We start from the raw sequence: 22335 nt of genomic DNA on the forward strand, positions 1-22335 counted from the left end.
GCCTTTTTTAATGCCAATTCTGCCGTTAGCGATCCTTGAATCTGGTTATAATTCGTGCAACACCACTGGAACATGCGGGTTATTGAATGTTGTTTTTGCGCTTGCCCCTTCTTGTTTTGCTCACTATTATTTCGGCCCCGATTTGGGCTGCCGAGCCCGCGTTGTATCAAGCGATTCAACGAACCATTGTGGCCCAATTACCAACCACAACCGTGTCTTATGACATCGAGATTCTGAGCCCCACAAAGGGATTTGAACCGCTGGCGCAGTGTGATGAGATCCAAGCAAGTTTTAACCAACCGCCGGCTCGGATTGCAGGGCGGATGATCATGAAATTGCAATGTGACCATTCAGCCCAGCCCATTTATGCACAAGTCCATGTCTCCGTAGTGGCTGATTATTGGGTTGCCGCTCACGACTTACCGGCTCAACACACATTAACGGCTGACGATATTAAAATTGTCCAAGGGGAAATCAATCGACTCCCACGGCATGCTTTGCTGGCAGAAACTGAAACCATGACCCTGTACCTAGGGCAGCAACTGAAACGTTCCATTCCTGCCAATACGGTGTTACAAGCCACGCTCTTAGCAGCGCCCCATGTGGTCAACATGGGCGATGACGTGGTGATTGAATTACAGGGCGATGGATTTTCTATTTCTCGAGTGGGAACTGCTCTCGCGAACGGTGCAATCAATGATACAATTCGGGTTCGATTAAATAATCAACAATTATTAACCGTTAAAGTCATCGGCCCAGGGCGTGCTATTCCGCTGTGAATCAACGTTAAATTCGCGTAAATCGCATTAAAGAATTTAAGGGTGATGCCGATAACAAAGCTGAACGGCCGAAAAATTCGGTCCAAGATTGATTTATCAACGAGGATTTCCCGTGAAAGTTAATGGTTATCAACCAGTAAGTTCTGTTGGTTCGACAGACTCAAGCCGTACACAAGGCGCGCAGAAAACGACCAGAACTTCATCTGAGTTGCAACAACAAGCGGATGTCGTGACCCACTTAAGTCAGTTACCGCAAGACAGCAGTCAAGATATTGATCACGTTCGTGTGGCCGAATTACGTGACGCTATCCGTGACGGAAAGCTGGTCATGAATACGGAAAAAATTGCTGAAGCGCTTTTGCAAGATTTAACGAAAGGTTAATTGGCAATCATGAGCTTAGCGCAACATATTTCCCAACAAATTGAACGAATTGAAGCCTTGCAGCAGTTGCTAGAACAAGAGCAGCAAATTCTTGGGCAAGGCCAAATTGATGGGGAACAATTGCAAGCTATCGCCACCCAAAAGCAAGAACTGCAACAGCAATTAGATCGCCAAGAAGCGATTCGACGGGCGGCCCAACTTAAATTAGGTTATGAAGCAACCTCTCAAGGAGCACGTCAAGCTGCTGCACAAGCTGGTTGCGCCGATCTTTGGGCAACCCTATTAGAACGTACTCAACGGGTTGCGCATTTAAACCATCTGAACGGTGAACTTATTCAACACCGTTTGCATCATAACCAACACATGTTAAATATTCTTCGTGATGCTGCCGGCAGCGCACCAATTTATGACGCTGCAGGGCAATCAAAAACCACCCCACAGCGGATCAACTCAAAAGCTTAATCATTGCTCCCTTGCGCAAATAACTGATCCAACACCGCAGCTAACCGTTGCGCGCCTTGTTGCATCCGTTGTTCCAATACTGGCCCCCATTGCGCCGTATAAGCCTCACCTAACTGCTGGCCCTCGCGATATTGCGAATAAATCCGCCGCGTAATGGCCGCTGATTCATTGGCCCAACTTAATACCTCATCCGCCGTTAAATCGAATGGTTGCAATGCAGCGACGCCCTGAATCAGTTCCGCCACTTTAGCCGGCACATCTTCGCCGCCACGCTGCGCCAATAAATGAATATCCCACATAATATGGAGGTTAGTGGGTTCGCCGTAATAGCTTATTTGGGTACGGTTACCCCCTAAATCATCAGCAAAACTCACATGCATGGGTTGATGTAAATCACCAATAAAGTGTCCGATAAATGCTAATGAAGCCCAATCATCAGGGTTAAATTGCAACACATGGTAGTGGTGCATAATGGCTGAAATCACACAGCCCCCAGCAACCGGACAATCGTCCGCAGACACTTTCGCCGCATGGCGTGGAAAATTCACATAATGATGAGGCTTTGCCCAATCCCACTGAGGCTGACTTTTAATGTCATCAGCCCAATGGCACAACGTACCAAAATTCTCATACTCTGGATGTTTAGCCACCAGTTCATCAATATGTTGCTGCGTTGCCGGTTGTGCTAATTGATAGGCGGCATCGCAAAAAGCACGATGGCCATGATCGCCGTATCCCCATACCACAGATGTCCAGCTGATCATGCCGCCAACAAGCACACCAGCGACTATTCGAAAAAATACTGAAGTCATTTTGCCACCCTTCGCTACTGCATTGATTTATGTTGCCATTCAGCGTACCAACGCTCTGTTACATTTTAGCATTCTATTAATAGCTAAGTCTTGTGCATGCTCTGTTAATCATGCACCATTCAGTGCATACCTTAGCATTTCTTGTATCAGGACCTGAGAAGGAAAACTATTGTGAGATTAAGTGGCTACGCCTTATTGCTGATCCTGTGGCTTGGTGCATTTTATGCATCAATTATCATGGCCTATGAAGAATTTATTTCGCTATGGTATATGCCAGCAGGCGTTGCATTAGGGGGCTTTTTAATTTTCGGCAAGCGTGCTTTTATTCCGGTTTTTCTTGGGATTTTCTATGTATCACTGCACTTTGATAAAATTTGGGGAATCACGTTTGATCCAACCCACATTGCAGCAGCCTTACTATTTTCTTTAGCACATACGGTGTCGTATGGTTTGGGGGGGTTGGCCGCGCGCTATTGGCTAAAACACTTCACCAATTTACCAATTGCATTGCGTATTTTAGGCCTACTGGTGTTATCTGCGGCGGCGGCATTATTAGCAGCGCTAAGCGGTTTGTCTGTCTGGCAATTTACGACAGAAACCAATGACCACATTATGAAAACAGGCTGGTTTGCTTGGTGGTTAGGTGATTTGATTGGCGTGATGGTCATAGCACCAGTAATGTGCGTCATTCTAACCCAGTTTACGGATCAGAATTTTGCGTGGTTAAAGGATTTTTCCGAGCACGACGAATACCTGCCAAAACAACTAAAACCCTATTTATTTAAACTATCAGTCGTCATTGCGACTGTGATCGGCATCTTATTGTTTGATCGGTACATCGATCACCCAGGCGTTGCTTACTTTATTTTCTTCGTCACTATTCCTCAGCTCTGGATCGTACTGACTGAACGCACGAGCCGTAGTGTATTATCACTACTACTGTTGACGACTATTCTAGCGTTTGGGGTCAGCATATTTGGCGTTTCCAACCAATCGATAACCTATCAATTTGCGCTATATATAACCGCTGCTATTTCTTATTTTGCTTTGGCCGTACCGGCGTTGGTGTACCGCAACGAGCAACTAAAGAATATGGCGATGGCCGATTTACTGACTGAACTGCCTACCTATTGGGTGTTTACCACAGTCGTCACGCAAGTCATGAAGTCATCGCTGCCAAATCAGAACCACAGCCTCGCTGTGTTCAATCTGGATAATTTCGGTTTAATCAACCAAAACTATGGGCATACAATTGGTGATGAAGCTCTTCGCCAAACCACCACTATTATTCAGCAAGAATTACGTGATAGTGAAGTTATTTGCCGCGTTGAAGACGATACCTTCATGGTGTTTATGCCCAACCGTGATTTGCAACAAGCCAACGGACGAGCGAACCAAATCCGGCTATCGTTTCCTATTCTGAACTTTGATGATTTCGTAATACCTATCCGCGCCAGTTTTGGAGTTACCCAAGTACAGTTTGGTGAACCTATTGAAGACACCATTAAACGCGCCAAACAAGCACTCAACCAAGCGAAAAACCAGGGTCGCAACTGTGTTGTTGCGGTAGAATAATGGCGCTTAATAGTGAGACTAATAATGCATCATATCGATATTTTAGTAGCAACCACGTCAGGTAACACCGAATACCTCGCTGATCAATTAGCTGAGTTGCTACAACATGCAGGCCATACAACGACCTTACATTACGAACCCGATTACTCGGAATTACTCGAGTCATTAACTGATCAAAGTATTTGGTTATGCTGTATTGCCAGCCATGGTGCTGGCGATTATGCCGACTCAATGCTAGATTTTGCCGAGCAATTACACGCCGAAAAACCGTCGTTAGAACAGCTTAAGTATGCAGTTATAGCCGTGGGTGATAGTTGCTACGACACGTTCTGCGCTGCTGGCCGTGATGCCGATGCAATGTTCGCTATATTAGGTGCAAAACGCCTGATCAGCCGTCTTGAAATCGACATGTCGCAAGACGATCCGGACGAAAAATCATCAACATGGCTCAAATTTTTCATCCAAGCGATGTGACTAAGTGTTGTATAAGATCCATTTTAACTTGTTAATATTCACTGAATAAACTTGTTAATAACTAACCCTGTGGATAACCATCCTAGTTATTCACAGTATAATCACTGCAAGGATCATGATCTAATCACACCTTAACAGATCGTTGTGATCCTTATCAGTAAAGCTCTAGATTCAGTTATCCACAAAAAATGCTCAGCTAATAGTAATAGTAATAAAAGATCATTTAAAAGATCTTATTTTAATGATTATCGATCCTCGAAGGATCGGCGTTGAAAATTTAACCGTTTTGATCTGACCGTTTTCAGGTTAAAATACACGGTTCTGTAATCTCTTTGCTTTGCTCAATTTCTAGGATCGCACGGTATGCCAAACACCTTTTCTTTCCACCAGCATTATGACGTTATCGTGATTGGTGGAGGCCACGCAGGTACTGAAGCAGCGCTTGCAGCTGCTCGTATGGGTTGTAATACGTTATTACTGACTCATAACATTGATACACTTGGCCAAATGTCTTGTAACCCCGCTATTGGTGGGATTGGTAAAGGACATTTAGTGAAAGAAGTGGATGCGTTAGGCGGAGCGATGGCAATGGCTGCTGATCGCGCAGGGATTCAATTTAGAACCCTCAATTCATCCAAAGGCCCAGCGGTTCGAGCAACCCGAGCACAAGCGGATCGTTCGCTCTACAAAGCGGCTATTCGTCACTTGTTAGAAATTCAACCAAACCTGAGTTTATTCCAACAAGCGTGTGATGATCTCATTGTTGAAAATGATCGAGTGGTCGGCGTGGTCACCCAAATGGGATTGAAGTTCTCAGCCACCACAGTGGTATTAACCGTCGGAACGTTTTTGGGTGGCCAAATACACATTGGCTTGAACAATTATCAAGGGGGTCGAGCTGGCGATCCTCCTGCCAATAACTTAGCGCGGCGGTTACGGGAGTTACCGTTACGCGTTGATCGTTTGAAAACCGGTACACCACCTCGAATTGATGCAAAGTCCGTTGATTTCAGCGTGATGCAAGAACAACCGGGTGACACGCCAATCCCGGTGTTTTCATTTATGGGAAGTGTTGCCGATCATCCACGGCAAATTTCCTGTTTTATTACTCATACCAACGAACGAACCCATGAGATTATTCGTGGGGGCTTAGATCGATCGCCCATGTACTCAGGAGTGATCGAAGGGGTTGGCCCGCGTTATTGCCCGTCAATTGAAGATAAGATCATGCGGTTCAGCGATAAAAATTCGCACCAGATATTTGTTGAGCCAGAAGGGCTTGATACCCATGAACTGTATCCAAATGGCATTTCAACCAGCTTGCCGTTTGATGTGCAAATTGAATTGGTGCGTTCCATCAAAGGGTTTGAGAATGCTCATATTACCCGCCCGGGTTACGCCATTGAATACGATTACTTTGATCCGCGCGATTTAAAGCAAACCTTGGAAACAAAATACATTCAGGGATTGTTTTTCGCAGGCCAAATTAATGGCACTACAGGTTATGAAGAAGCCGCTGCCCAGGGGTTGGTTGCCGGTGCGAACGCAGCACTTCAGGTGCAAGGAAAAGATCCATGGGCGCCACGTCGTGATGATTCCTACATGGGCGTGTTAATTGATGATTTAAGTACGTTAGGCACCAAAGAACCTTATCGGATGTTCACCTCTCGAGCGGAATATCGTTTATTACTGCGAGAAGACAATGCGGATATCCGCTTAACTGAAATTGGGCGTCAACTGGGCTTGGTCAATGATGATCGTTGGGCGGCATTTCAAGCGAAAATGGAAGCCATCGAACAAGAGCAACAACGATTGCGGGCAACGTGGATCCATAAAGATCACCCTGCAGTGGATCAGGTCAACGCTTTGGTTAAAACCCCTATTACCCGTGAAGTGAATGGTGAAGAATTGCTTCGTCGCCCAGAAATCACGTATGCTGAATTAATGAAAATTAATGGCTTAGGCCCTGGTTTAAGTGACGAGAAAGCAGCTGAGCAAGTCGAAATTCAAACCAAATATGCGGGGTACATTAACCGTCAGCAAGATGAAATTGCCAAACAGCGACGCCACGAGCACACCAAACTGCCATTTAATTTTGATTATGGCACCATAAAAGGCTTATCTAACGAAGTAGTTGCAAAGTTGAATCAGCATCAACCGGAAACCGTTGGTCAAGCGTCGCGAATTTCTGGAATTACTCCAGCAGCAATTTCGATGTTACTCGTTCACTTAAAAAAACAAGGGCTGTTGCGTAAAAGCGCTTAAATCATGCAGTTAAAATTACAACAATTATTGGCTAAAACCACACTCACAATTCCTGAGGAGCAACAGCAGCAATTGGTCGCTTTGGTGGCGATGCTGCATAAATGGAATAAAGCGTACAATTTAACCTCGGTGCGGGATCCGCAGCAGATGTTAAGTCGGCACATTATGGACAGCTTGGTGGTGTTGCCCTACCTTTCAGGGCAAACCTTTATTGACGTGGGTACGGGGCCAGGTTTGCCAGGCTTACCGTTAGCCATTACTGCCCCTGATAAACACTTTGTGTTGTTGGATAGCTTGGGCAAACGAATTCGTTTTATTCGTCAGGTTTGCCATGAGTTGAATCTTAACAATGTGACGGCGGTGCAAAGTCGGGTTGAAGATTATCAGCCTGAGCTAAAGTTTGATGGGGTGATTAGCCGAGCTTTTGCATCATTGGATGATATGCTGAATTGGTGCGGGCATTTACCTGCGAAACATGGTAAGTTCTTGGCATTAAAAGGGGTGTATCCCACCCATGAAATTGAACAAATACCACCAGAATATCAGCTGGATGAAGTGATTCGGTTACAGGTTCCCGAAGCCGATGGTGAACGCCATTTGGTGATGATAACAACGAGAGGTTAGTCCTGTGGGCAGAATTATAGCGATTGCTAATCAGAAAGGCGGCGTGGGGAAAACGACCACGGCGGTTAACTTAGCTGCGTCCATGGCTGCCACACGGCGTAAAGTGTTATTGATTGACCTTGATCCACAAGGCAATGCCACCATGGGGAGCGGCGTTGATAAATATTCCGTGGATAATACCGCCTATGAACTTCTGATTGAGCAAAAACCGATTGAAGAAGTCATCATTCGGGAAACCAATGGCAAATATCATTTAATTGCAGCCAATGGCGACACCACTGCGGCCGATATTAAGCTGATGGAAGAGTTCGCTCGGGAGCAGCGGCTCGCCAATGCATTAAAGCCGGTGGTGGATCACTACGATTTTATTTTTATTGATTGCCCACCGTCGTTAAGCATGCTGACGGTCAATGCGATGGCAGCCGCAGATTCAGTGCTGGTGCCTATGCAATGTGAGTATTTTGCCTTGGAAGGACTCACGGCCTTGATGGATACCATTGAGCGCTTAGCCGAGGCGGTGAACCCTCGCTTAACAATCGAGGGAATTCTGCGTACCATGTACGACCCACGTAATCGATTAGCCAATGATGTATCGGAACAATTAAAAAACCACTTTGGTGATAAAGTTTACCGGACGGTTATCCCGCGTAATGTGCGTTTAGCGGAAGCCCCAAGTTTTGGCTCGCCGGCCATGTACTATGATAAATCATCATCGGGTGCGAAAGCTTATCTTGCTTTAGCGGGTGAACTCATCCGCCGTGCGGAACAACAGAAACAAGCCGACGTGGCGGCTGAAGCTTAAGGAAAACATGCTTTATGTCTGCAAAAAAACGAGGACTTGGACGCGGTCTCGATGCGTTACTAACAACGAGTAAAACAGCTCGTGAAAAAGAGCAATCGAGTTCATCGGTTGCACACGAACAACAGCCGAAAGGCGAATTGCAAAAGCTTCCCATAGAGTGGCTCCAACCTGGCCGTTATCAACCTCGTAAAGATATGACCCCCGAAGCATTGGAAGATCTTGCCGCTTCAATTAAAGCGCAAGGCATTATCCAACCAATTGTGGTGCGGTCAGTTGGCCATGAAAAATATGAAATTATTGCGGGCGAACGCCGCTGGCGCGCTGCCCAAATGGCACGTCTTGATACGGTTCCATGCTTAGTGAAGGACGTTCCTGATGAAGCCGCCGTTGCCATTGCTTTGATTGAAAATATTCAACGTGAAGATTTAAATGCCATGGAAGAAGCGGTGGCATTGCAACGGTTACTGAATGAATTTCAGCTTACACACCAAGAAGTTGCGGATGCAGTGGGGAAATCGCGCGCAACTGTCACCAATTTACTCCGTTTGAATAATCTTGAAGCAGAAACTAAAACGCTATTAGAACGGGGTGATATTGAATTAGGCCACGCAAAATTATTGCTTACCCTTGATGGCGATCAACAAATTGAAATTGCTCGGTTAATTGCTGCAAAAGGCATGACAGTTCGAGAAGCTGAGCGAGTGATTCGCCAAGCCCTTGAACCGAACGCTGAAAAACCAGCCAAACCAACACCTGACGCGGACATCCAACGGTTAGAAAAACGCCTAAGCGAACGCCTTGGTGCAGCCGTTGCAATCAACCATGGCCGTAAGGGAAAAGGTAAAGTTGTTATTAATTACAGCAGTTTAGATGAACTCGACGGAATCCTTCATCATTTTCAACTCGATTCAGAGCGTTAACTGTCCCAATTTATTTGCATTTCAACGCTAAATCTTTATACTATCGCGGGCTTTTAACCAAGGGGTTTCAGCCCGTGAAAAATACTTTAACAGCATCAGGAAAACAGCTCGCTGCGAAACTTATTCGCGCCCAAGTAGGGACCATATTTTTACTTGCTTGTGTGTTTTCTCTTGTACAGCCTGTTGCCGGATATACTTATTTTTGGGGTGTTGTTGGGGGCGGTTTAGCAGTCATCATTCCAACAGCACTGTTCGCTTGGCGCGCTTTTAGAGCCGGTGGTGCTCGCGCAGCTCAGCAAATTGTGAGTAACTTTTTTGCAGGCGAAGCATTAAAAATTTGCTTTGCCATAGCCTTGCTTATCGGCTTGTTGGTGTTTACCACGCTCCCGCTGGTTGCGGTTTTGAGCGGTTACATCGTCGCTTTGGTCGTGCAATGGCTGACACCAATTTTATTTTTAAATTCAACTTAAAATTGTGGGATATAACATGGCTGCAGAAGAGTTAACCGTTCAAAGTCATATTCAGCACCACTTGTCGAATGCAACAATGTGCTCCGTTGAGGGCGAAATTGTATTCAATAAGGCATGTGAAAACGCTGGATTCATGGCTTTGCACGTTGATACCCTCGCTTGGTCGATTGGACTAGGTATTATTTTCTTAATGATCTTCCGCTCCGTAGCAACAAAAGCCACCACGGGTGTGCCTGGAAAGCTACAGTGTTTCGTCGAAATGATCGTCGAAATGGTGAGCAATAACGTACGCGATACCTTCCACGGTAGCAGCAAACTCATTGCCCCTCTTGCCTTAACCATCTTCGTCTGGATTTTCCTGATGAACTTGATGGACTTAATTCCCGTTGACTTCTTACCGTCTTTTGCAGGTTTAGTCGGTGCAACAGTGTTTGGTATGGACTCTGCTGATGTCTACATGAAGATTGTTCCTACCACCGACGTGAACATGACGGCAGGCCTTGCGTTGGGCGTATTCTTACTGATGATTGGCTACGGCATCCGCATGAAAGGTGTGGGTGGGTTCATCAAAGAATTAACGTTGCAACCGTTCAGCTCAAGTAACATCGTGGTTCAAATTTTATTGATTCCATTTAACTTGTTACTTGAATTAATCGGGTTGTTTGCGAAGCCGTTCTCATTGGCACTGCGTTTATTCGGTAACTTATACGCCGGTGAAATGATCTTTATCCTGATCGGTGCGGTGGGTCTGTGGCAGTTGCCACTTCACTTCCCTTGGGCGGTGTTCCACATTCTGGTCATTACACTCCAGGCGTTCGTATTCATGATGTTGACCATTGTTTATTTAAGTATGGCCAGCTCAAAGCATTAATCTTTTTGGTTTAATTTTTGTACTTTTATTTTTTAACTCTTAACTTTAATTTTGGAGAAAACAATGGAACTAGCATTAGGTCTTAAATATATCGCTGTTGCTTTATTGATCGGTTTCGGTGCTATCGGTACTGGTCTTGGCTTCGGTCACATGGGCGGTAAATTCCTAGAAGCATGTGCTCGTCAACCTGAACTAGCGCCTTCTTTGCAAGTTAAAATGTTTATTCTAGCTGGTCTTATCGACGCCGTTGCTATGATTGGTGTTGGTATCGCCATGTTCTTATTGTTCGCAGCGTAATAAGTCATCCACTTTTCGAACAAAAGAACTTATAGGAGGGGGGGTTAATGAATTTAAACATGACCCTATTCGGAGAATTAATCGCGTTCATCGTCTTCGTACTGTTTTGTATGAAGTTCGTATGGCCTCCGCTAAATAATGCGATTGAAGCTCGTCAAAAACGTATTGCTGACGGTCTTGCGGCCGGTGAGCGAGCAGAGAAAGATCTCCAGCTTGCTCAAGCAAAAATTGCCGACGAGTTGAAAGAAGCGAAAGCTCAAGCTGCTGAAATCATTGCCCAAGCCAAAAAACGTGCCGAGCAAACGATTGAAGAAGGCAAGCAACGTGGTGAAGTTGAGCGTGAAGCAATTATTGCTGCTGGTCATGCTGAAATTACCGCAGAGCGGAATCGCTTACGCGAAGAATTGCGCAAGCAAGTTGCCGTATTAGCGGTTGCTGGTGCAAGTAAAATCATCGAGCGCGAGATTGATTCTAACGCTCACAGTGACATTGTTGAAAAACTGGTCGCTGAACTCTAACCAAAGGGGTTTGTGCAAATGTCAGAATTGACTACGGTTGCTCGCCCCTATGCAAAAGCAGCATTTGATTTTGCACTAGAGAACAGCGCTATCGAACAATGGCATGGCATGTTGATTTTTGCTGCTGCGGTAGCAAACGACGCCACCATGTCGACGTTTTTGAGTAGCGCCGAAACGCTAGATAAAAAAATAGAAGTTTTCTTGAATGTATGTGGCGAACAATTGGACGATAAAGGCCAGAATTTTGTTCGTTTGATGGCTGAAAATGGCCGCTTGAAAGCTTTGTCTGCTGTGGTGGCGTTATTCGCTGAATTTCGCGCCGACTACGAAAAAGAGATTGTGGTGGAAGTGACCGCTGCAACTGAATTGACGAAAAAACAGCAGGATGATCTAGCGAAGACGTTGGAACAACGTTTTTCACGCAAAGTTAAGCTGAATTGCACTGTCGATGCGGAAATTGTAAGTGGCTTATATATTAAAGCCGGTGACACAGTAATCGACGGCACGGTGCGTGGCAAGTTAGAACGACTTGCACATGCGCTGCAATCCTAATTGGGGACTTGAGCATGCAACTGAATTCAAATGAAATCGCAGAGCTGATCAAAAAACGAATTGAACAGTTCGAAGTGGTCAGTGAAGCTCGTAACGAAGGTACTATCGTTTCAGTAACCGACGGTATTATTCGCATTCACGGCCTTGCTGAGTGTATGCAAGGTGAGATGATTGAGCTTCCTGGCAATCGTTACGCTATCGCCTTGAACCTTGAGCGCGACTCGGTCGGTGCCGTAGTAATGGGACCGTACGCAGACTTGCAAGAAGGCGTTAAAGTTAAATCAACCGGCCGTATTTTAGAAGTACCAGTGGGCCGCGCATTACTGGGTCGTGTTGTAAACACCTTAGGTGAGCCAATTGACGGAAAAGGTCCAATTGACGCTGAAGGGTTTGAGCCAGTAGAAAAAATCGCCCCGGGTGTTATTGAGCGTCAATCAGTTGATCAACCAGTTCAAACTGGCTACAAATCAATCGACGCGATGATTCCAATCGGTCGTGGCCAGCGTGAGTTGATTATCGGTGACCGTCAGACAGGTAAAACTGCGTTGGCAATTGACGCCATCATCAACCAAAAAGATTCTGGCATTAAATGTGTGTACGTAGCAATTGGTCAGAAAGCATCGACCATTGCGAACGTGGTACGTAAGCTTGAAGAGCATGGCGCGTTAGCAAACACCATCGTGGTTGCGGCATCAGCATCTGAGTCAGCAGCACTGCAATACTTAGCTGCGTATTCAGGTTGTACCATGGGCGAATTCTTCCGCGATCGCGGTGAAGACGCACTGATTGTTTATGACGACTTGTCAAAGCAAGCGGTTGCTTATCGTCAAATTTCATTGCTATTACGTCGTCCACCAGGCCGTGAAGCCTACCCAGGGGACGTTTTCTACCTCCACTCACGTTTACTTGAGCGCGCAGCACGAGTGAATGCGGACTACGTAGAAAAATACACCAACGGTGAAGTGAAAGGTAAAACAGGTTCATTAACTGCATTACCAATCATTGAAACTCAAGCAGGTGACGTTTCAGCGTTCGTACCAACGAACGTGATTTCAATTACCGACGGTCAGATCTTCTTAGAAACTGACTTGTTTAACGCGGGTATTCGCCCAGCGGTTAACGCCGGTATCTCAGTATCACGGGTTGGTGGTGCAGCGCAAACTAAGATCATCAAAAAGCTAGGTGGTGGTATTCGTTTAGCATTGGCTCAGTATCGTGAGCTTGCGGCGTTTGCTCAGTTTGCCTCAGACTTAGATGAAGCGACTCGTGCACAATTAGAGCACGGTCAACGCGTCACTGAATTGATGAAGCAGAACCAATATAAGCCAATGAGCGTGGCTGACATGGCAGTGTCCATTTTCTCTGCGGAAAAGGGTTACCTTAAAGACGTAGAGCAAGACAAAATCCTCGACTTCGAAAGTGCGTTATTAGCGTACATGCGTAGCGAGCACGCTGAACTGATGGCTGATATTGATAACACTGGCAACTATAACGACGACATCGAAGCCAAGCTGCATGAAGGCTTAAAAACCTTCAAACAAACCCAGTCTTGGTAAGCGCAGAGTGGCTACACGGTGTGTGGCCACAAGTCGTTGAGTTAACAGGAGAATATCATGGCCGGCGGTAAAGAAATAAAAACCAAAATCGGGAGTATTGCAAATACTCAGAAGATCACCAGTGCAATGGAAATGGTGGCTGCGTCAAAAATGAAAAAGGCGCAGGAACGGATGGCTGCAAGCCGCCCGTATGCCGATAGCATTCGCAAGGTGATCGGCCATGTTGCCCATGCCAACTTAGAATACAAACACCCGTATCTTGTTGAGCGGGAAGTAAAGCGAGTTGGTTACATTGTAATTTCAACGGACCGTGGTTTGTGTGGCGGCTTAAACACCAACGAATTTAAAGCGGTGGTGAAGCATGCGAAAGCACAACGTGATAACGGTGTCGAAGTTGATTTTGCAGCAATTGGCAACAAGGCAACAGGTTTCTTTAAACGCTTTGGAGGCCGTTTACTGGCACAAAAATCAGGCCTTGGTGATCGACCAAGTGCCAATGATGTGCTCGGGACAGTACAGGTAATGTTAAATGCCTATGATGAAGGCAAAATTGACCGTCTGTACGTGGTGTACAACAAGTTTGTGAACACCATGAAGCAAGAGCCAACGATAGCGCAATTGCTACCGTTGCCAAAAGCAGAGTCTCGTGACGAGGTTCAATCAGGTAGCTGGGATTACCTGTATGAGCCGAATCCACAACCAATTTTAGAACTGTTGATTCGTCGCTACGTAGAAGCGACAGTGTATCAAGGGGTCGTGGATAACATCGCTAGTGAACAGGCAGCGCGGATGGTGGCAATGAAAGCCGCTACCGACAACGCCGAAGACCTCATCGATCAGCTGCAGTTGGTGTACAACAAAGCGCGCCAAGCAGCGATTACGCAGGAAATTTCGGAAATTGTATCGGGCGCCGAAGCGGTTTAAGGCGAAGCTTGCAAGAATTTTAGAGTTAGAGGAAATGTCATGAGTCAAGGTAAAGTCGTGCAAATTATTGGCGCGGTTGTGGACATCGAATTTCCACAATCTGATGTGCCAAAGGTCTACGACGCGCTGCAAGTGACTGAAGGTGAACTCACAGGGTTAACCCTTGAAGTTCAGCAGCAGTTAGGCGGTGGTATCGTGCGTGGTATCGCGCTTGGTACAACTGACGGTCTGCGTCGCGGAGTATCCGTAAAAAATACCGGTGAGCCAATCATGGTCCCAGTGGGTAAGAAAACCCTCGGTCGTATCATGAACGTATTAGGTGAGCCAATTGACGAAGCGGGTGAAATTGGTGCAGAAGAGCGCATGTCAATTCACCGCGAAGCACCTTCGTACGAAGAGCAGTCAAGTACCACTGAATTGTTGGAAACGGGCATCAAAGTTATCGACTTGATTTGTCCGTTCGCGAAAGGTGGTAAAGTTGGTTTGTTCGGTGGTGCCGGTGTTGGTAAAACCGTTAACATGATGGAATTAATCCGTAACATCGCGATTGAGCACAGTGGTTACTCAGTGTTCGCCGGTGTGGGTGAGCGGACTCGTGAAGGGAACGACTTCTATCATGAAATGAAAGACTCCAACGTTCTTGATAAAGTAGCGTTGGTTTACGGTCAGATGAACGAACCACCAGGTAACCGTTTACGCGTTGCGTTGACCGGTTTGACCATGGCGGAAAAATTCCGTGATGAAGGCCGTGACGTCTTGTTCTTCGTTGACAACATTTACCGTTATACCCTAGCAGGTACTGAAGTATCCGCCCTATTAGGTCGGATGCCATCTGCGGTAGGTTACCAGCCAACTCTTGCTGAAGAGATGGGTGTGTTGCAAGAGCGGATCACGTCAACCAAAACTGGTTCAATCACGTCGATTCAAGCAGTCTATGTTCCTGCGGACGACTTGACTGACCCATCACCAGCAACAACCTTTGCTCACTTGGACGCTACCGTTGTATTGTCACGTGATATCGCATCATTGGGTATTTACCCTGCGGTTGACCCACTTGACTCAACCTCTCGTCAGTTAGATCCATTAGTGATCGGTAAAGAGCATTACGAAGTTGCCCGTGGCGTTCAGTCAGTATTACAACGTTACAAAGAGTTGAAAGATATTATTGCGATTCTGGGGATGGATGAATTGTCTGAAGAAGACAAACTCACCGTTGCTCGTGCGCGTAAGATTCAACGCTTCCTGTCACAGCCGTTCTTCGTTGCTGAAGTATTTACCGGCTCACCAGGTAAGTATGTTTCGTTGAAAGACACCATTGCTGGCTTTAAAGGTATCTTAAACGGTGATTACGACGACCTACCAGAACAAGCGTTCTACATGGTTGGCGACATCGAAGAAGCAATCGAAAAAGCCAAAAAAATGTAATAAACCGGGAGGTTTAAATGGCAGCTAAAACTGTACAGCTTGATGTGGTCAGCGCCGAAGAACGGTTGTTCTCAGGTGCCGTTGAGACCCTCCAAGTGACTGGTAGTGAAGGTGAACTGGGAATTTACCCAGGTCACGCGCCTTTATTAACCACGTTGAAACCAGGTATGGTGCGGGTGGTAAAAGAAGGCGGTGAAGAAGAAATCATCTACGTTGCTGGTGGTGTGCTTGAAGTGCAGCCTCATAACGTCTCGGTCCTTGCTGATACAGCCATTCGTGGTGAAGAGCTGGATGAACAAAAAGCTCTCGAAGCGATGAAACGTGCTGAAGAAGCAATTGCAGATAAAAGTTCTGATTTAAGCTACGCAGAAGCAGCAGCAGAACTGGCTCGAGCGATGGCACAGCTGCGCGTATTGCAACAATTACGTCGCCGCGCATAAGTGCATAACAGGCTTCATTAAGCTGATAACGAATAAAACCCGGCCTTTGCCGGGTTTTCTTTTTCATGAACGGGTATGAGAATTAGTAGATTATTTGTAACGAAAAGAGTGATAAACTGGATTCTCAAGCCATTTTTTAATTTGTCAAAATGCTACAGGACTTTGCCAAATGACATCTTCACCACTTAACGCTGTTATTCTTGCTGCTGGGAAAGGCACTCGAATGCGTTCATCACTCCCTAAAGTACTTCATAAAGTTGCTCATAAACCGATGGTTCAGCATGTTATTGATACAGCTGTCACCTTGAATCCAGCACAGGTTCATGTGGTATTTGGGCATGGGGGTGAGGTTCTTAAACAGCAATTACAGGGGCAATCATTAAACTTTGTGGAGCAGGCCCAGCAACTTGGTACCGGCCATGCTGTACAACAGGTTATTCCCCACCTTGGTGACGATGAAACGGTGCTGATTCTGTATGGTGACGTCCCCTTAACACGGGCAGAAACGCTTAGTAATTTACTGGCTCAAACACAGCACTCCCCGTTAGCACTGCTAACTGTAACCCTTCCTGATCCACACGGCTATGGCCGAATTGTGCGCAATAGCCAGGGAGCAGTCGTTGGTATTGTGGAACACAAGGACGCAACGGCCGAGCAGTTACTGATTGATGAAGTGAACACCGGCATTATGGCGGTTCACAGTGGCGCATTAAAGCGCTGGTTGGCCCAATTAACCAATGACAATGCCCAGGGTGAATATTATCTGACTGATATTGTGGCGATGGCCGCAGCCGAAGGAGTCGCCATTCAAACAGCTCACCCGCAGGACATTCCAGAAGTTGAGGGAGCGAATAATCGTGTTCAGTTAGCTGGCTTAGAACGCGCCTATCAAGCCCGTCAAGCGGATCAATTGATGTTAGAGGGGGCAACCTTGATGGACCCCGCCCGTGTTGATGTGCGTGGTGCAGTGAGCGTGGGTGCCGATGTCGTGATCGATGTGAATGTCATTTTTGAAGGAAATGTCGTGCTGGGTGACGGCGTGGTGATCGAAAATAACTGTTTGATCCGCAACAGCCGCATTGGTGCTGGTACTCGAATCAAAGCAAACAGCGTGATTGAGGATGCCCAGATTGCAGAACGTTGCGCCATTGGTCCGTTTGCGCGCATCCGCCCTGGCACTGAATTGGCTGATGAGGTGCATGTTGGTAATTTCGTTGAAATTAAAAAAACCCGAATGGGTCAAGGCTCAAAGGTCAGCCATCTCACCTACTTAGGGGATGCCAAAATTGGCGCAGCAGTCAATATCGGCGCCGGTACCATCACCTGTAACTATGACGGGGTGAATAAGTTTATTACCGAAATTGACGATGGTGCCTTTATTGGGTCAAACAGCTCCCTCGTGGCCCCCGTGCGGATTGGTAAGCAAGCAACGGTCGGCGCAGGTTCGACGGTGACCAAAGATATCGAAGATAACCAACTTGCCATTGCCCGTGGCAAACAACGTAACATCGAAGGTTGGCAGCGGCCGATCAAAAAAGGATAAATTGCCTATGTGTGGAATTGTTGGCGCCACGTCAGAACGTCGGATTAGTGAAATATTAATAGAAGGGTTAAAGCGATTAGAATATCGCGGGTATGATTCAGCAGGATTAGCAGTGCTGAATGAACAAGGCAACATCGAGGTGGTTCGCCGAGTTGGTAAAGTACAAGCATTAAAAGATGCAGTGGGTGAGCAGCCACTATCAGGAACAACTGGGATTGCTCACACCCGCTGGGCCACCCACGGTGGTGTGACTGAAGCCAATGCCCACCCTCACCTTTCGAATCAGTGTATTGCCGTTGTTCATAACGGTATTATTGAAAATCACGCCGACCTGCGCCAGCAATTACAACAACTGGGTTATACCTTTCAATCCGATACCGACACCGAAGTGATCTGCCACTGGATTCATCATGAACGCAAAACACATGGGGATCTGTTAACGGCAGTGCAAGCAACCATTCAACACTTAGAAGGCGCCTATGGCACGCTGGTGATGGACTGTCATGAGCCGGGCCGATTGGTGGTGGCTCGTTCGGGAAGCCCGTTGGTGATTGGCTTAGGAATTGGGGAAAACTTTGTCGCCTCCGATCAGTTGGCATTATTACCGGTAACCCGCCGCTTTATTGTCCTTGAAGAAGGGGATATTGCGGATATTACCCGTACGACGGTCACCATTTATGACCGTGATGGACTGCGGGTTGAACGAACAGTGCATGAGTTTGACGGGCAATATGATGCGGGTGGCAAAGGCGAGTACCGCCACTTTATGTTGAAGGAAATTCATGAGCAACCGACCGCTGTACGGCATGCCTTAGAAGATAGGCTGACGGATCACGGCATTGCCGACGACGTCTTTGGCAATGGGTCATTAGCGCTACTGCAGCAAGTTGAACACGTACAAATTGTTGCCTGTGGCACCTCCTACCATGCAGGGCTCGTCGCCCGCTATTGGATTGAAGCGTTAGCGGGAGTGTCCTGCAACGTCGAAATTGCGTCAGAATTCCGTTATCGAACATCCCACGTTCATCGCAATAGTTTGTTAGTCACCATTTCTCAATCGGGCGAAACCGCCGATACCTTGGCGGCGTTGCGTCTTAGCAAACAATTGGGCTACTTAGGCAGTTTAACCATTTGTAATGTTGCGACCTCGTCGATGGTGCGGGAATCCGACCTGGCTTATTTAACCCGAGCAGGAGCTGAAATTGGGGTGGCTTCAACCAAAGCCTTTACCACACAGTTGGTGGGATTGCTGATGTTAACCCTCGCCATTGGGCAATTTCGAGGCATGTCTGAAGCGCAACAAGCGGCGGTTGTTCAATCGTTGAAAGTGTTACCTAGCAAACTTGAAGAAGTGCTGCGACTGAGTGATGCCATTGAAGCGTTAGTGCCCGAGTTTGCAGATAAATACCATAGCTTGTTCTTAGGGCGTGGTACCCAATACCCCATTGCTATGGAAGGGGCGTTGAAGTTAAAGGAAATTTCTTATATTCACGCTGAAGCATATGCTGCCGGCGAGCTAAAACATGGCCCCTTGGCACTCATTGATGCCAGCATGCCGGTGATTGTGGTCGCACCGAACGATGAGTTATTGGAAAAGTTAAAATCGAATGTTGAAGAGGTACGAGCACGCGGTGGAATCATGTATGTATTTGCTGATAAACAAGCTCGCTTCCAAAGCGACAGCACGATGCGTGTGATCCAGGTCACTCATTGCGATGAGCTCATCGCCCCCATCGTATATACGATCCCTTTGCAATTGCTGTCATATTTTGTCGCGATTATTAAAGGAACCGATGTTGACCAACCTCGTAACTTAGCCAAATCCGTTACTGTGGAGTAACGGGTTTGGCTGTTAGCTTTTGACTGTGGGCGGACAATTAAGTTGAGAAACGAACAAAATAGTTGAGAACTTTTAGAGGTCACAGTTATGCTGTGAAAAAGCATACTGGACTTTTATTATGGCTAAAGCAAAATATTATGCCGCAGTAGGCTTGCCTGGCTGAATAAAACTGAGTGATACCTCTTGCTCTTTGCTCCATAAAAGCATGGCTTTGCTGGTGTATTCTATTTTATATTTACGCATAAAAAAGCTGCTGGCTTTTTTCCTGTTTAGGGGGTAGAGCCAACAGCTTTTGTTTTTATCTTGTTAAGTCGTACTAAGCCATAATTTTTAAAGCAAGGTAGGGCAGAATAACAAAGATCGTAGCCACCACTTTAAAGTTGCTTAAGAACTCAAAGTACTTCAATTCGATGACGCTCTTTTCAATTCCAAAAAGTTTGCTATGAATAGAAATTATCATGTCTTTAAAGACTACAACCAACACTGCGGCTATCAATAAGTAGCCAATTACCAGCACCGAAGTCCAGCCTAAAAACTCAGTCAATTGTTCGATAGTAAACATAGAGTTGTCTTCCTTAGTAATGCTTGGCAAACCAAGCGTTAAATTTAGTCTTCAATATTATCCAATCAATACCTTAAAATAGTTTGCTGGTCCACACTTGATTAATACAGGGTGTTTAAATGATTTTAAGATACCTAGAAGGAATGCAATTAATGAGGCTAACGCCCACAATAACCTGCGTGCTTTAGCGCGTCCGGCGCCGCAGGCGCGTAATTCATTGACTTGTTATGTTTCATCCACACCGAGCTCAGAGGCTTTCAATAACTGACTGCTGCGACGAACCGTTAGAATATCCACCTGATTTGTTATGCTATAGATAACTCGGTAAGATCCAAACACCACTTCTCGAATACGCTGCAAACGCACCTCAGGGACGACTCGTCCACTCTCCGGAAATTCAGCTAAGCGATCGACGCAAGAAAATAAACCATCAACCCAGTGTAACGCCGCACTCGCCTTATCTTCGGCAATGTATTGAGCGATACTTTCTACGCGCTCTAGTGCAAGCGGAGACCAAACTACCTTCATTGAGCTAGCTTACTCAAAATACGTGATTTCGCATCTTCATGAGAAATTCCGGCACCATTAGCGATTTGCTCTTCAGCGCGGTAAACCTCTTCGAGCACTTCCAAGCGCTCTTGCATCTTTTCGTACTCTTGAACATCAACCAGCACTGCAACCCCGCGGCCACGCTGTGTTAGTACCATCGGGCGCCGCGTCTCATGGATTTGCTTCACAAATTTTGCAACTCCGGCCCGAAATTCAGATAGAGGTCGAATATCTTCGTCTACACGTACTCTTGTCATTGGCATCACCTATGTACAACTCAATGTACTTACAAATGTACGTTACAATATAGAATTTCGCAAGAAAATGAGCCAACAAATGATTTTCAGTACCCATACTCCGCAATGTATCGCCAACGTGTTCAAGATTTGTGTGCTGCAAGATTACCGCTGCATGGTAAAAGTCATTTGCTGCTACAAGCTCTCCCCTAGATAGCGCTGTAAACACCAGCAAACGTCTGTTCATTTCATCGGCGAATTTAGGAAACTTACCTTGTTGAAAGTTTTCTTCCGAACGCGACGCTTGATCTTCTTCTAGAGCTCGTTTCACCGACTGGTTATCTATCGACTGAAATGCTGTGACGGTTGTGGGAGTAAATAGCAGAAGGCTACAAATAAGTGCATAAGCTTTCATCTTAATTCCTTGAAACATAACGCAAAGCACACGGGCGACGAGCCGCGCAGCGGGTTGGCGTCCCAGCGACCAACGGGAGCGAGTGCTGCGTTTTGTTAGGCATTTTTTGCACCTAAAACTGGCCACTGCTGCCAAGAACCTAAAGCAAACAAGCCGCCAATAAACAAACAGATACCAGAACTAATTAACCAAAACGTTAAACTGTTTTCTGGGAACATTGGCATTAACCCGACGAAGGAAACGCCCCGAAGTAAAAATATACCAGTAATGAGGATTAGCGCTAGTTTTGTCAGAGGTAAACATTTAATTGCGCCCGCGCCCGACAGGCCATAAAGCGCCCAAACCAAAAGTACCATGACAATGACAGAGGTTACAATTGTCGGATACCAAAGCCCTTGCTCTGCCATCAGAGCCATCTGTTCGCCTGCACCAAAGAAACGATACCAATCGCCCCCGAATACAATACAGCCCAGATGAGCAAGTGCAGCAGCAAAACAACATATTGCCGCAGCCAGAAGATACTTGTTACTTGAAGTGTGCATCTTTCCTCCTTGAATGCCTAACATTTGTATATTGTGCGTGCGCGTTTAGCAACTCGTCCAATTGATAGTTTTCAGCTCTTAACTTACTGAGCAAGCAGGCATTCCTAACTTGAAAGAATCCGAGTTAGCACAGGCAATTTGAGCATGCTCACTTACACTCTAGCGAGCGCACGATATCCAATCTTTGTTTTTTGTTATGTCATTGACAGTAAACGATTTAAATACCCAACACAACAACAAAACGCGCAATATTGCCGAAGTGAATGTGCCGTACATCGCTGGCGACACCATCACTTACTAATAACGCGACGGCTAGTCACTAGTTGCAGTAACCTGAAAGTCAAAAGGTCCGCTCCTCGCTCAAAGCTGACTAGAAGAAGCGCTTATCATTGAGGGCTCAGGTATCGATTTCATTGTTGCTCAAGGAGCTGAAGCGGGAGGGCATCGCGGAATATTTGAGCCCGAGAAAGGTGATCAACTACTCAGCACATTAGCTCTCA

At 46.3% G+C, this 22335-nt stretch carries 25 protein-coding genes and 1 pseudogene; 21 read left to right on the forward strand and 5 right to left on the reverse strand.

The genetic code is table 11. The annotated features are described in order from the left end of the window. Nucleotides 1-86: 86 nt before the first annotated feature. The 3 genes from flgA (at nucleotide 87) to BLP64_RS05045 (ending at nucleotide 1623) form a co-directional block, all read left to right on the forward strand. A complete protein-coding gene (flgA, locus tag BLP64_RS05035; protein WP_092592394.1) occupies nucleotides 87-779 on the forward strand; it encodes a flagellar basal body P-ring formation chaperone FlgA in 693 nt (230 codons plus the stop codon). 112 nt (nucleotides 780-891) lie between these two features. Continuing rightward, nucleotides 892-1161, forward strand: coding sequence for a flagellar biosynthesis anti-sigma factor FlgM (flgM, locus tag BLP64_RS05040; RefSeq protein ID WP_092592396.1), 270 nt, complete (start codon nucleotides 892-894; stop codon nucleotides 1159-1161). A gap of 9 nt (nucleotides 1162-1170) precedes the next feature. Then, entirely contained in the window at nucleotides 1171-1623 is a 453-nt protein-coding gene (locus tag BLP64_RS05045) for a flagella synthesis protein FlgN (RefSeq protein WP_092592398.1), read from the forward strand. Here BLP64_RS05045 and BLP64_RS05050 read toward each other — a convergent pair. Next, nucleotides 1620-2435: a S1/P1 nuclease gene (locus BLP64_RS05050; RefSeq protein ID WP_092592400.1), complete on the reverse strand. Its 816-nt coding sequence runs from the start codon at nucleotides 2433-2435 to the stop codon at nucleotides 1620-1622. The two genes, BLP64_RS05045 and BLP64_RS05050, sit on opposite strands and share 4 nt — an antisense overlap. A gap of 171 nt (nucleotides 2436-2606) precedes the next feature. Between BLP64_RS05050 and BLP64_RS05055 the strand changes: the two genes are divergently transcribed. The 17 genes from BLP64_RS05055 (at nucleotide 2607) to glmS (ending at nucleotide 19531) form a co-directional block, all read left to right on the forward strand. Continuing rightward, a complete protein-coding gene (locus BLP64_RS05055) occupies nucleotides 2607-4010 on the forward strand; it encodes a sensor domain-containing diguanylate cyclase (RefSeq protein ID WP_092592402.1) in 1404 nt (467 codons plus the stop codon). A 24-nt stretch (nucleotides 4011-4034) separates the two neighbouring features. After that, nucleotides 4035-4484: a flavodoxin domain-containing protein gene (locus BLP64_RS05060; protein WP_092592404.1), complete on the forward strand. Its 450-nt coding sequence runs from the start codon at nucleotides 4035-4037 to the stop codon at nucleotides 4482-4484. A 363-nt stretch (nucleotides 4485-4847) separates the two neighbouring features. Next, the gene (gene mnmG, locus BLP64_RS05065; protein ID WP_092592406.1) at nucleotides 4848-6749 is read left to right on the forward strand and encodes a tRNA uridine-5-carboxymethylaminomethyl(34) synthesis enzyme MnmG; all 1902 of its coding nucleotides are present in this window, start codon (nucleotides 4848-4850) and stop codon (nucleotides 6747-6749) included. Nucleotides 6750-6752: 3 nt separating this feature from the next. Then, nucleotides 6753-7373, forward strand: coding sequence for a 16S rRNA (guanine(527)-N(7))-methyltransferase RsmG (gene rsmG, locus BLP64_RS05070; protein ID WP_092592407.1), 621 nt, complete (start codon nucleotides 6753-6755; stop codon nucleotides 7371-7373). 4 nt (nucleotides 7374-7377) lie between these two features. Next, nucleotides 7378-8175, forward strand: a complete 798-nt coding sequence (locus BLP64_RS05075) for a ParA family protein (RefSeq protein ID WP_092592409.1) — start codon at nucleotides 7378-7380, stop codon at nucleotides 8173-8175. Nucleotides 8176-8189: 14 nt separating this feature from the next. Continuing rightward, nucleotides 8190-9095: a ParB/RepB/Spo0J family partition protein gene (locus BLP64_RS05080; protein WP_092592411.1), complete on the forward strand. Its 906-nt coding sequence runs from the start codon at nucleotides 8190-8192 to the stop codon at nucleotides 9093-9095. A 14-nt stretch (nucleotides 9096-9109) separates the two neighbouring features. After that, complete coding sequence (locus BLP64_RS05085; protein ID WP_176754925.1) at nucleotides 9110-9565, forward strand: ATP synthase subunit I; 456 nt, start codon at nucleotides 9110-9112, stop codon at nucleotides 9563-9565. A 16-nt stretch (nucleotides 9566-9581) separates the two neighbouring features. Next, complete coding sequence (gene atpB / locus BLP64_RS05090) at nucleotides 9582-10436, forward strand: F0F1 ATP synthase subunit A (protein ID WP_092592415.1); 855 nt, start codon at nucleotides 9582-9584, stop codon at nucleotides 10434-10436. Between the two features lie 63 nt (nucleotides 10437-10499). Beyond that, nucleotides 10500-10733: a F0F1 ATP synthase subunit C gene (gene atpE / locus BLP64_RS05095; protein WP_092592417.1), complete on the forward strand. Its 234-nt coding sequence runs from the start codon at nucleotides 10500-10502 to the stop codon at nucleotides 10731-10733. 47 nt (nucleotides 10734-10780) lie between these two features. After that, nucleotides 10781-11251: a F0F1 ATP synthase subunit B gene (atpF, locus tag BLP64_RS05100; protein WP_092592419.1), complete on the forward strand. Its 471-nt coding sequence runs from the start codon at nucleotides 10781-10783 to the stop codon at nucleotides 11249-11251. Nucleotides 11252-11269: 18 nt separating this feature from the next. After that, entirely contained in the window at nucleotides 11270-11803 is a 534-nt protein-coding gene (gene atpH, locus BLP64_RS05105) for a F0F1 ATP synthase subunit delta (RefSeq protein WP_092592421.1), read from the forward strand. A 14-nt stretch (nucleotides 11804-11817) separates the two neighbouring features. Next, nucleotides 11818-13359, forward strand: coding sequence for a F0F1 ATP synthase subunit alpha (gene atpA, locus BLP64_RS05110; RefSeq protein ID WP_092592423.1), 1542 nt, complete (start codon nucleotides 11818-11820; stop codon nucleotides 13357-13359). A gap of 57 nt (nucleotides 13360-13416) precedes the next feature. Further along, nucleotides 13417-14283: a F0F1 ATP synthase subunit gamma gene (gene atpG / locus BLP64_RS05115; RefSeq protein WP_092592425.1), complete on the forward strand. Its 867-nt coding sequence runs from the start codon at nucleotides 13417-13419 to the stop codon at nucleotides 14281-14283. Between the two features lie 39 nt (nucleotides 14284-14322). Beyond that, nucleotides 14323-15708: a F0F1 ATP synthase subunit beta gene (gene atpD, locus BLP64_RS05120; protein WP_092592427.1), complete on the forward strand. Its 1386-nt coding sequence runs from the start codon at nucleotides 14323-14325 to the stop codon at nucleotides 15706-15708. Nucleotides 15709-15725: 17 nt separating this feature from the next. Then, nucleotides 15726-16148: a F0F1 ATP synthase subunit epsilon gene (locus BLP64_RS05125; protein WP_092592429.1), complete on the forward strand. Its 423-nt coding sequence runs from the start codon at nucleotides 15726-15728 to the stop codon at nucleotides 16146-16148. Nucleotides 16149-16317: 169 nt separating this feature from the next. Beyond that, nucleotides 16318-17691, forward strand: coding sequence for a bifunctional UDP-N-acetylglucosamine diphosphorylase/glucosamine-1-phosphate N-acetyltransferase GlmU (glmU, locus tag BLP64_RS05130; RefSeq protein WP_092592431.1), 1374 nt, complete (start codon nucleotides 16318-16320; stop codon nucleotides 17689-17691). Nucleotides 17692-17698: 7 nt separating this feature from the next. Next, nucleotides 17699-19531: a glutamine--fructose-6-phosphate transaminase (isomerizing) gene (gene glmS, locus BLP64_RS05135; RefSeq protein ID WP_092592433.1), complete on the forward strand. Its 1833-nt coding sequence runs from the start codon at nucleotides 17699-17701 to the stop codon at nucleotides 19529-19531. 316 nt (nucleotides 19532-19847) lie between these two features. Here the strand turns inward: glmS and BLP64_RS05140 are convergent, their stop codons facing one another. The 4 genes from BLP64_RS05140 to BLP64_RS05160 all read right to left on the reverse strand — a co-directional run bounded on the left by BLP64_RS05140 (nucleotide 19848) and on the right by BLP64_RS05160 (nucleotide 21835). Then, the gene (locus BLP64_RS05140; RefSeq protein ID WP_092592435.1) at nucleotides 19848-20093 is read right to left on the reverse strand and encodes a DUF6868 family protein; all 246 of its coding nucleotides are present in this window, start codon (nucleotides 20091-20093) and stop codon (nucleotides 19848-19850) included. A gap of 225 nt (nucleotides 20094-20318) precedes the next feature. Beyond that, nucleotides 20319-20621, reverse strand: a complete 303-nt coding sequence (locus BLP64_RS05145) for a type II toxin-antitoxin system RelE/ParE family toxin (protein WP_092592437.1) — start codon at nucleotides 20619-20621, stop codon at nucleotides 20319-20321. Then, nucleotides 20618-20899 carry a type II toxin-antitoxin system Phd/YefM family antitoxin gene (locus BLP64_RS05150; RefSeq protein WP_092592439.1) on the reverse strand — a complete coding sequence of 94 codons (282 nt, stop codon included), beginning with the start codon at nucleotides 20897-20899 and terminating at the stop codon, nucleotides 20618-20620. The genes BLP64_RS05145 and BLP64_RS05150 overlap by 4 nt, the downstream gene beginning before the upstream one ends. Nucleotides 20900-21388: 489 nt before the next feature. Next, the gene (locus BLP64_RS05160; protein ID WP_092592443.1) at nucleotides 21389-21835 is read right to left on the reverse strand and encodes a hypothetical protein; all 447 of its coding nucleotides are present in this window, start codon (nucleotides 21833-21835) and stop codon (nucleotides 21389-21391) included. 385 nt (nucleotides 21836-22220) lie between these two features. On the opposite strand from BLP64_RS05160, the pseudogene BLP64_RS10890 reads away from it, so the two are divergent. Beyond that, nucleotides 22221-22335: pseudogene (locus BLP64_RS10890) on the forward strand (nitronate monooxygenase); the annotation flags it as partial.

Source organism: Pseudidiomarina indica, from assembly GCF_900104245.1.
In the GTDB taxonomy this organism is placed as follows: Bacteria; Pseudomonadota; Gammaproteobacteria; order Enterobacterales; family Alteromonadaceae; genus Pseudidiomarina; species Pseudidiomarina indica.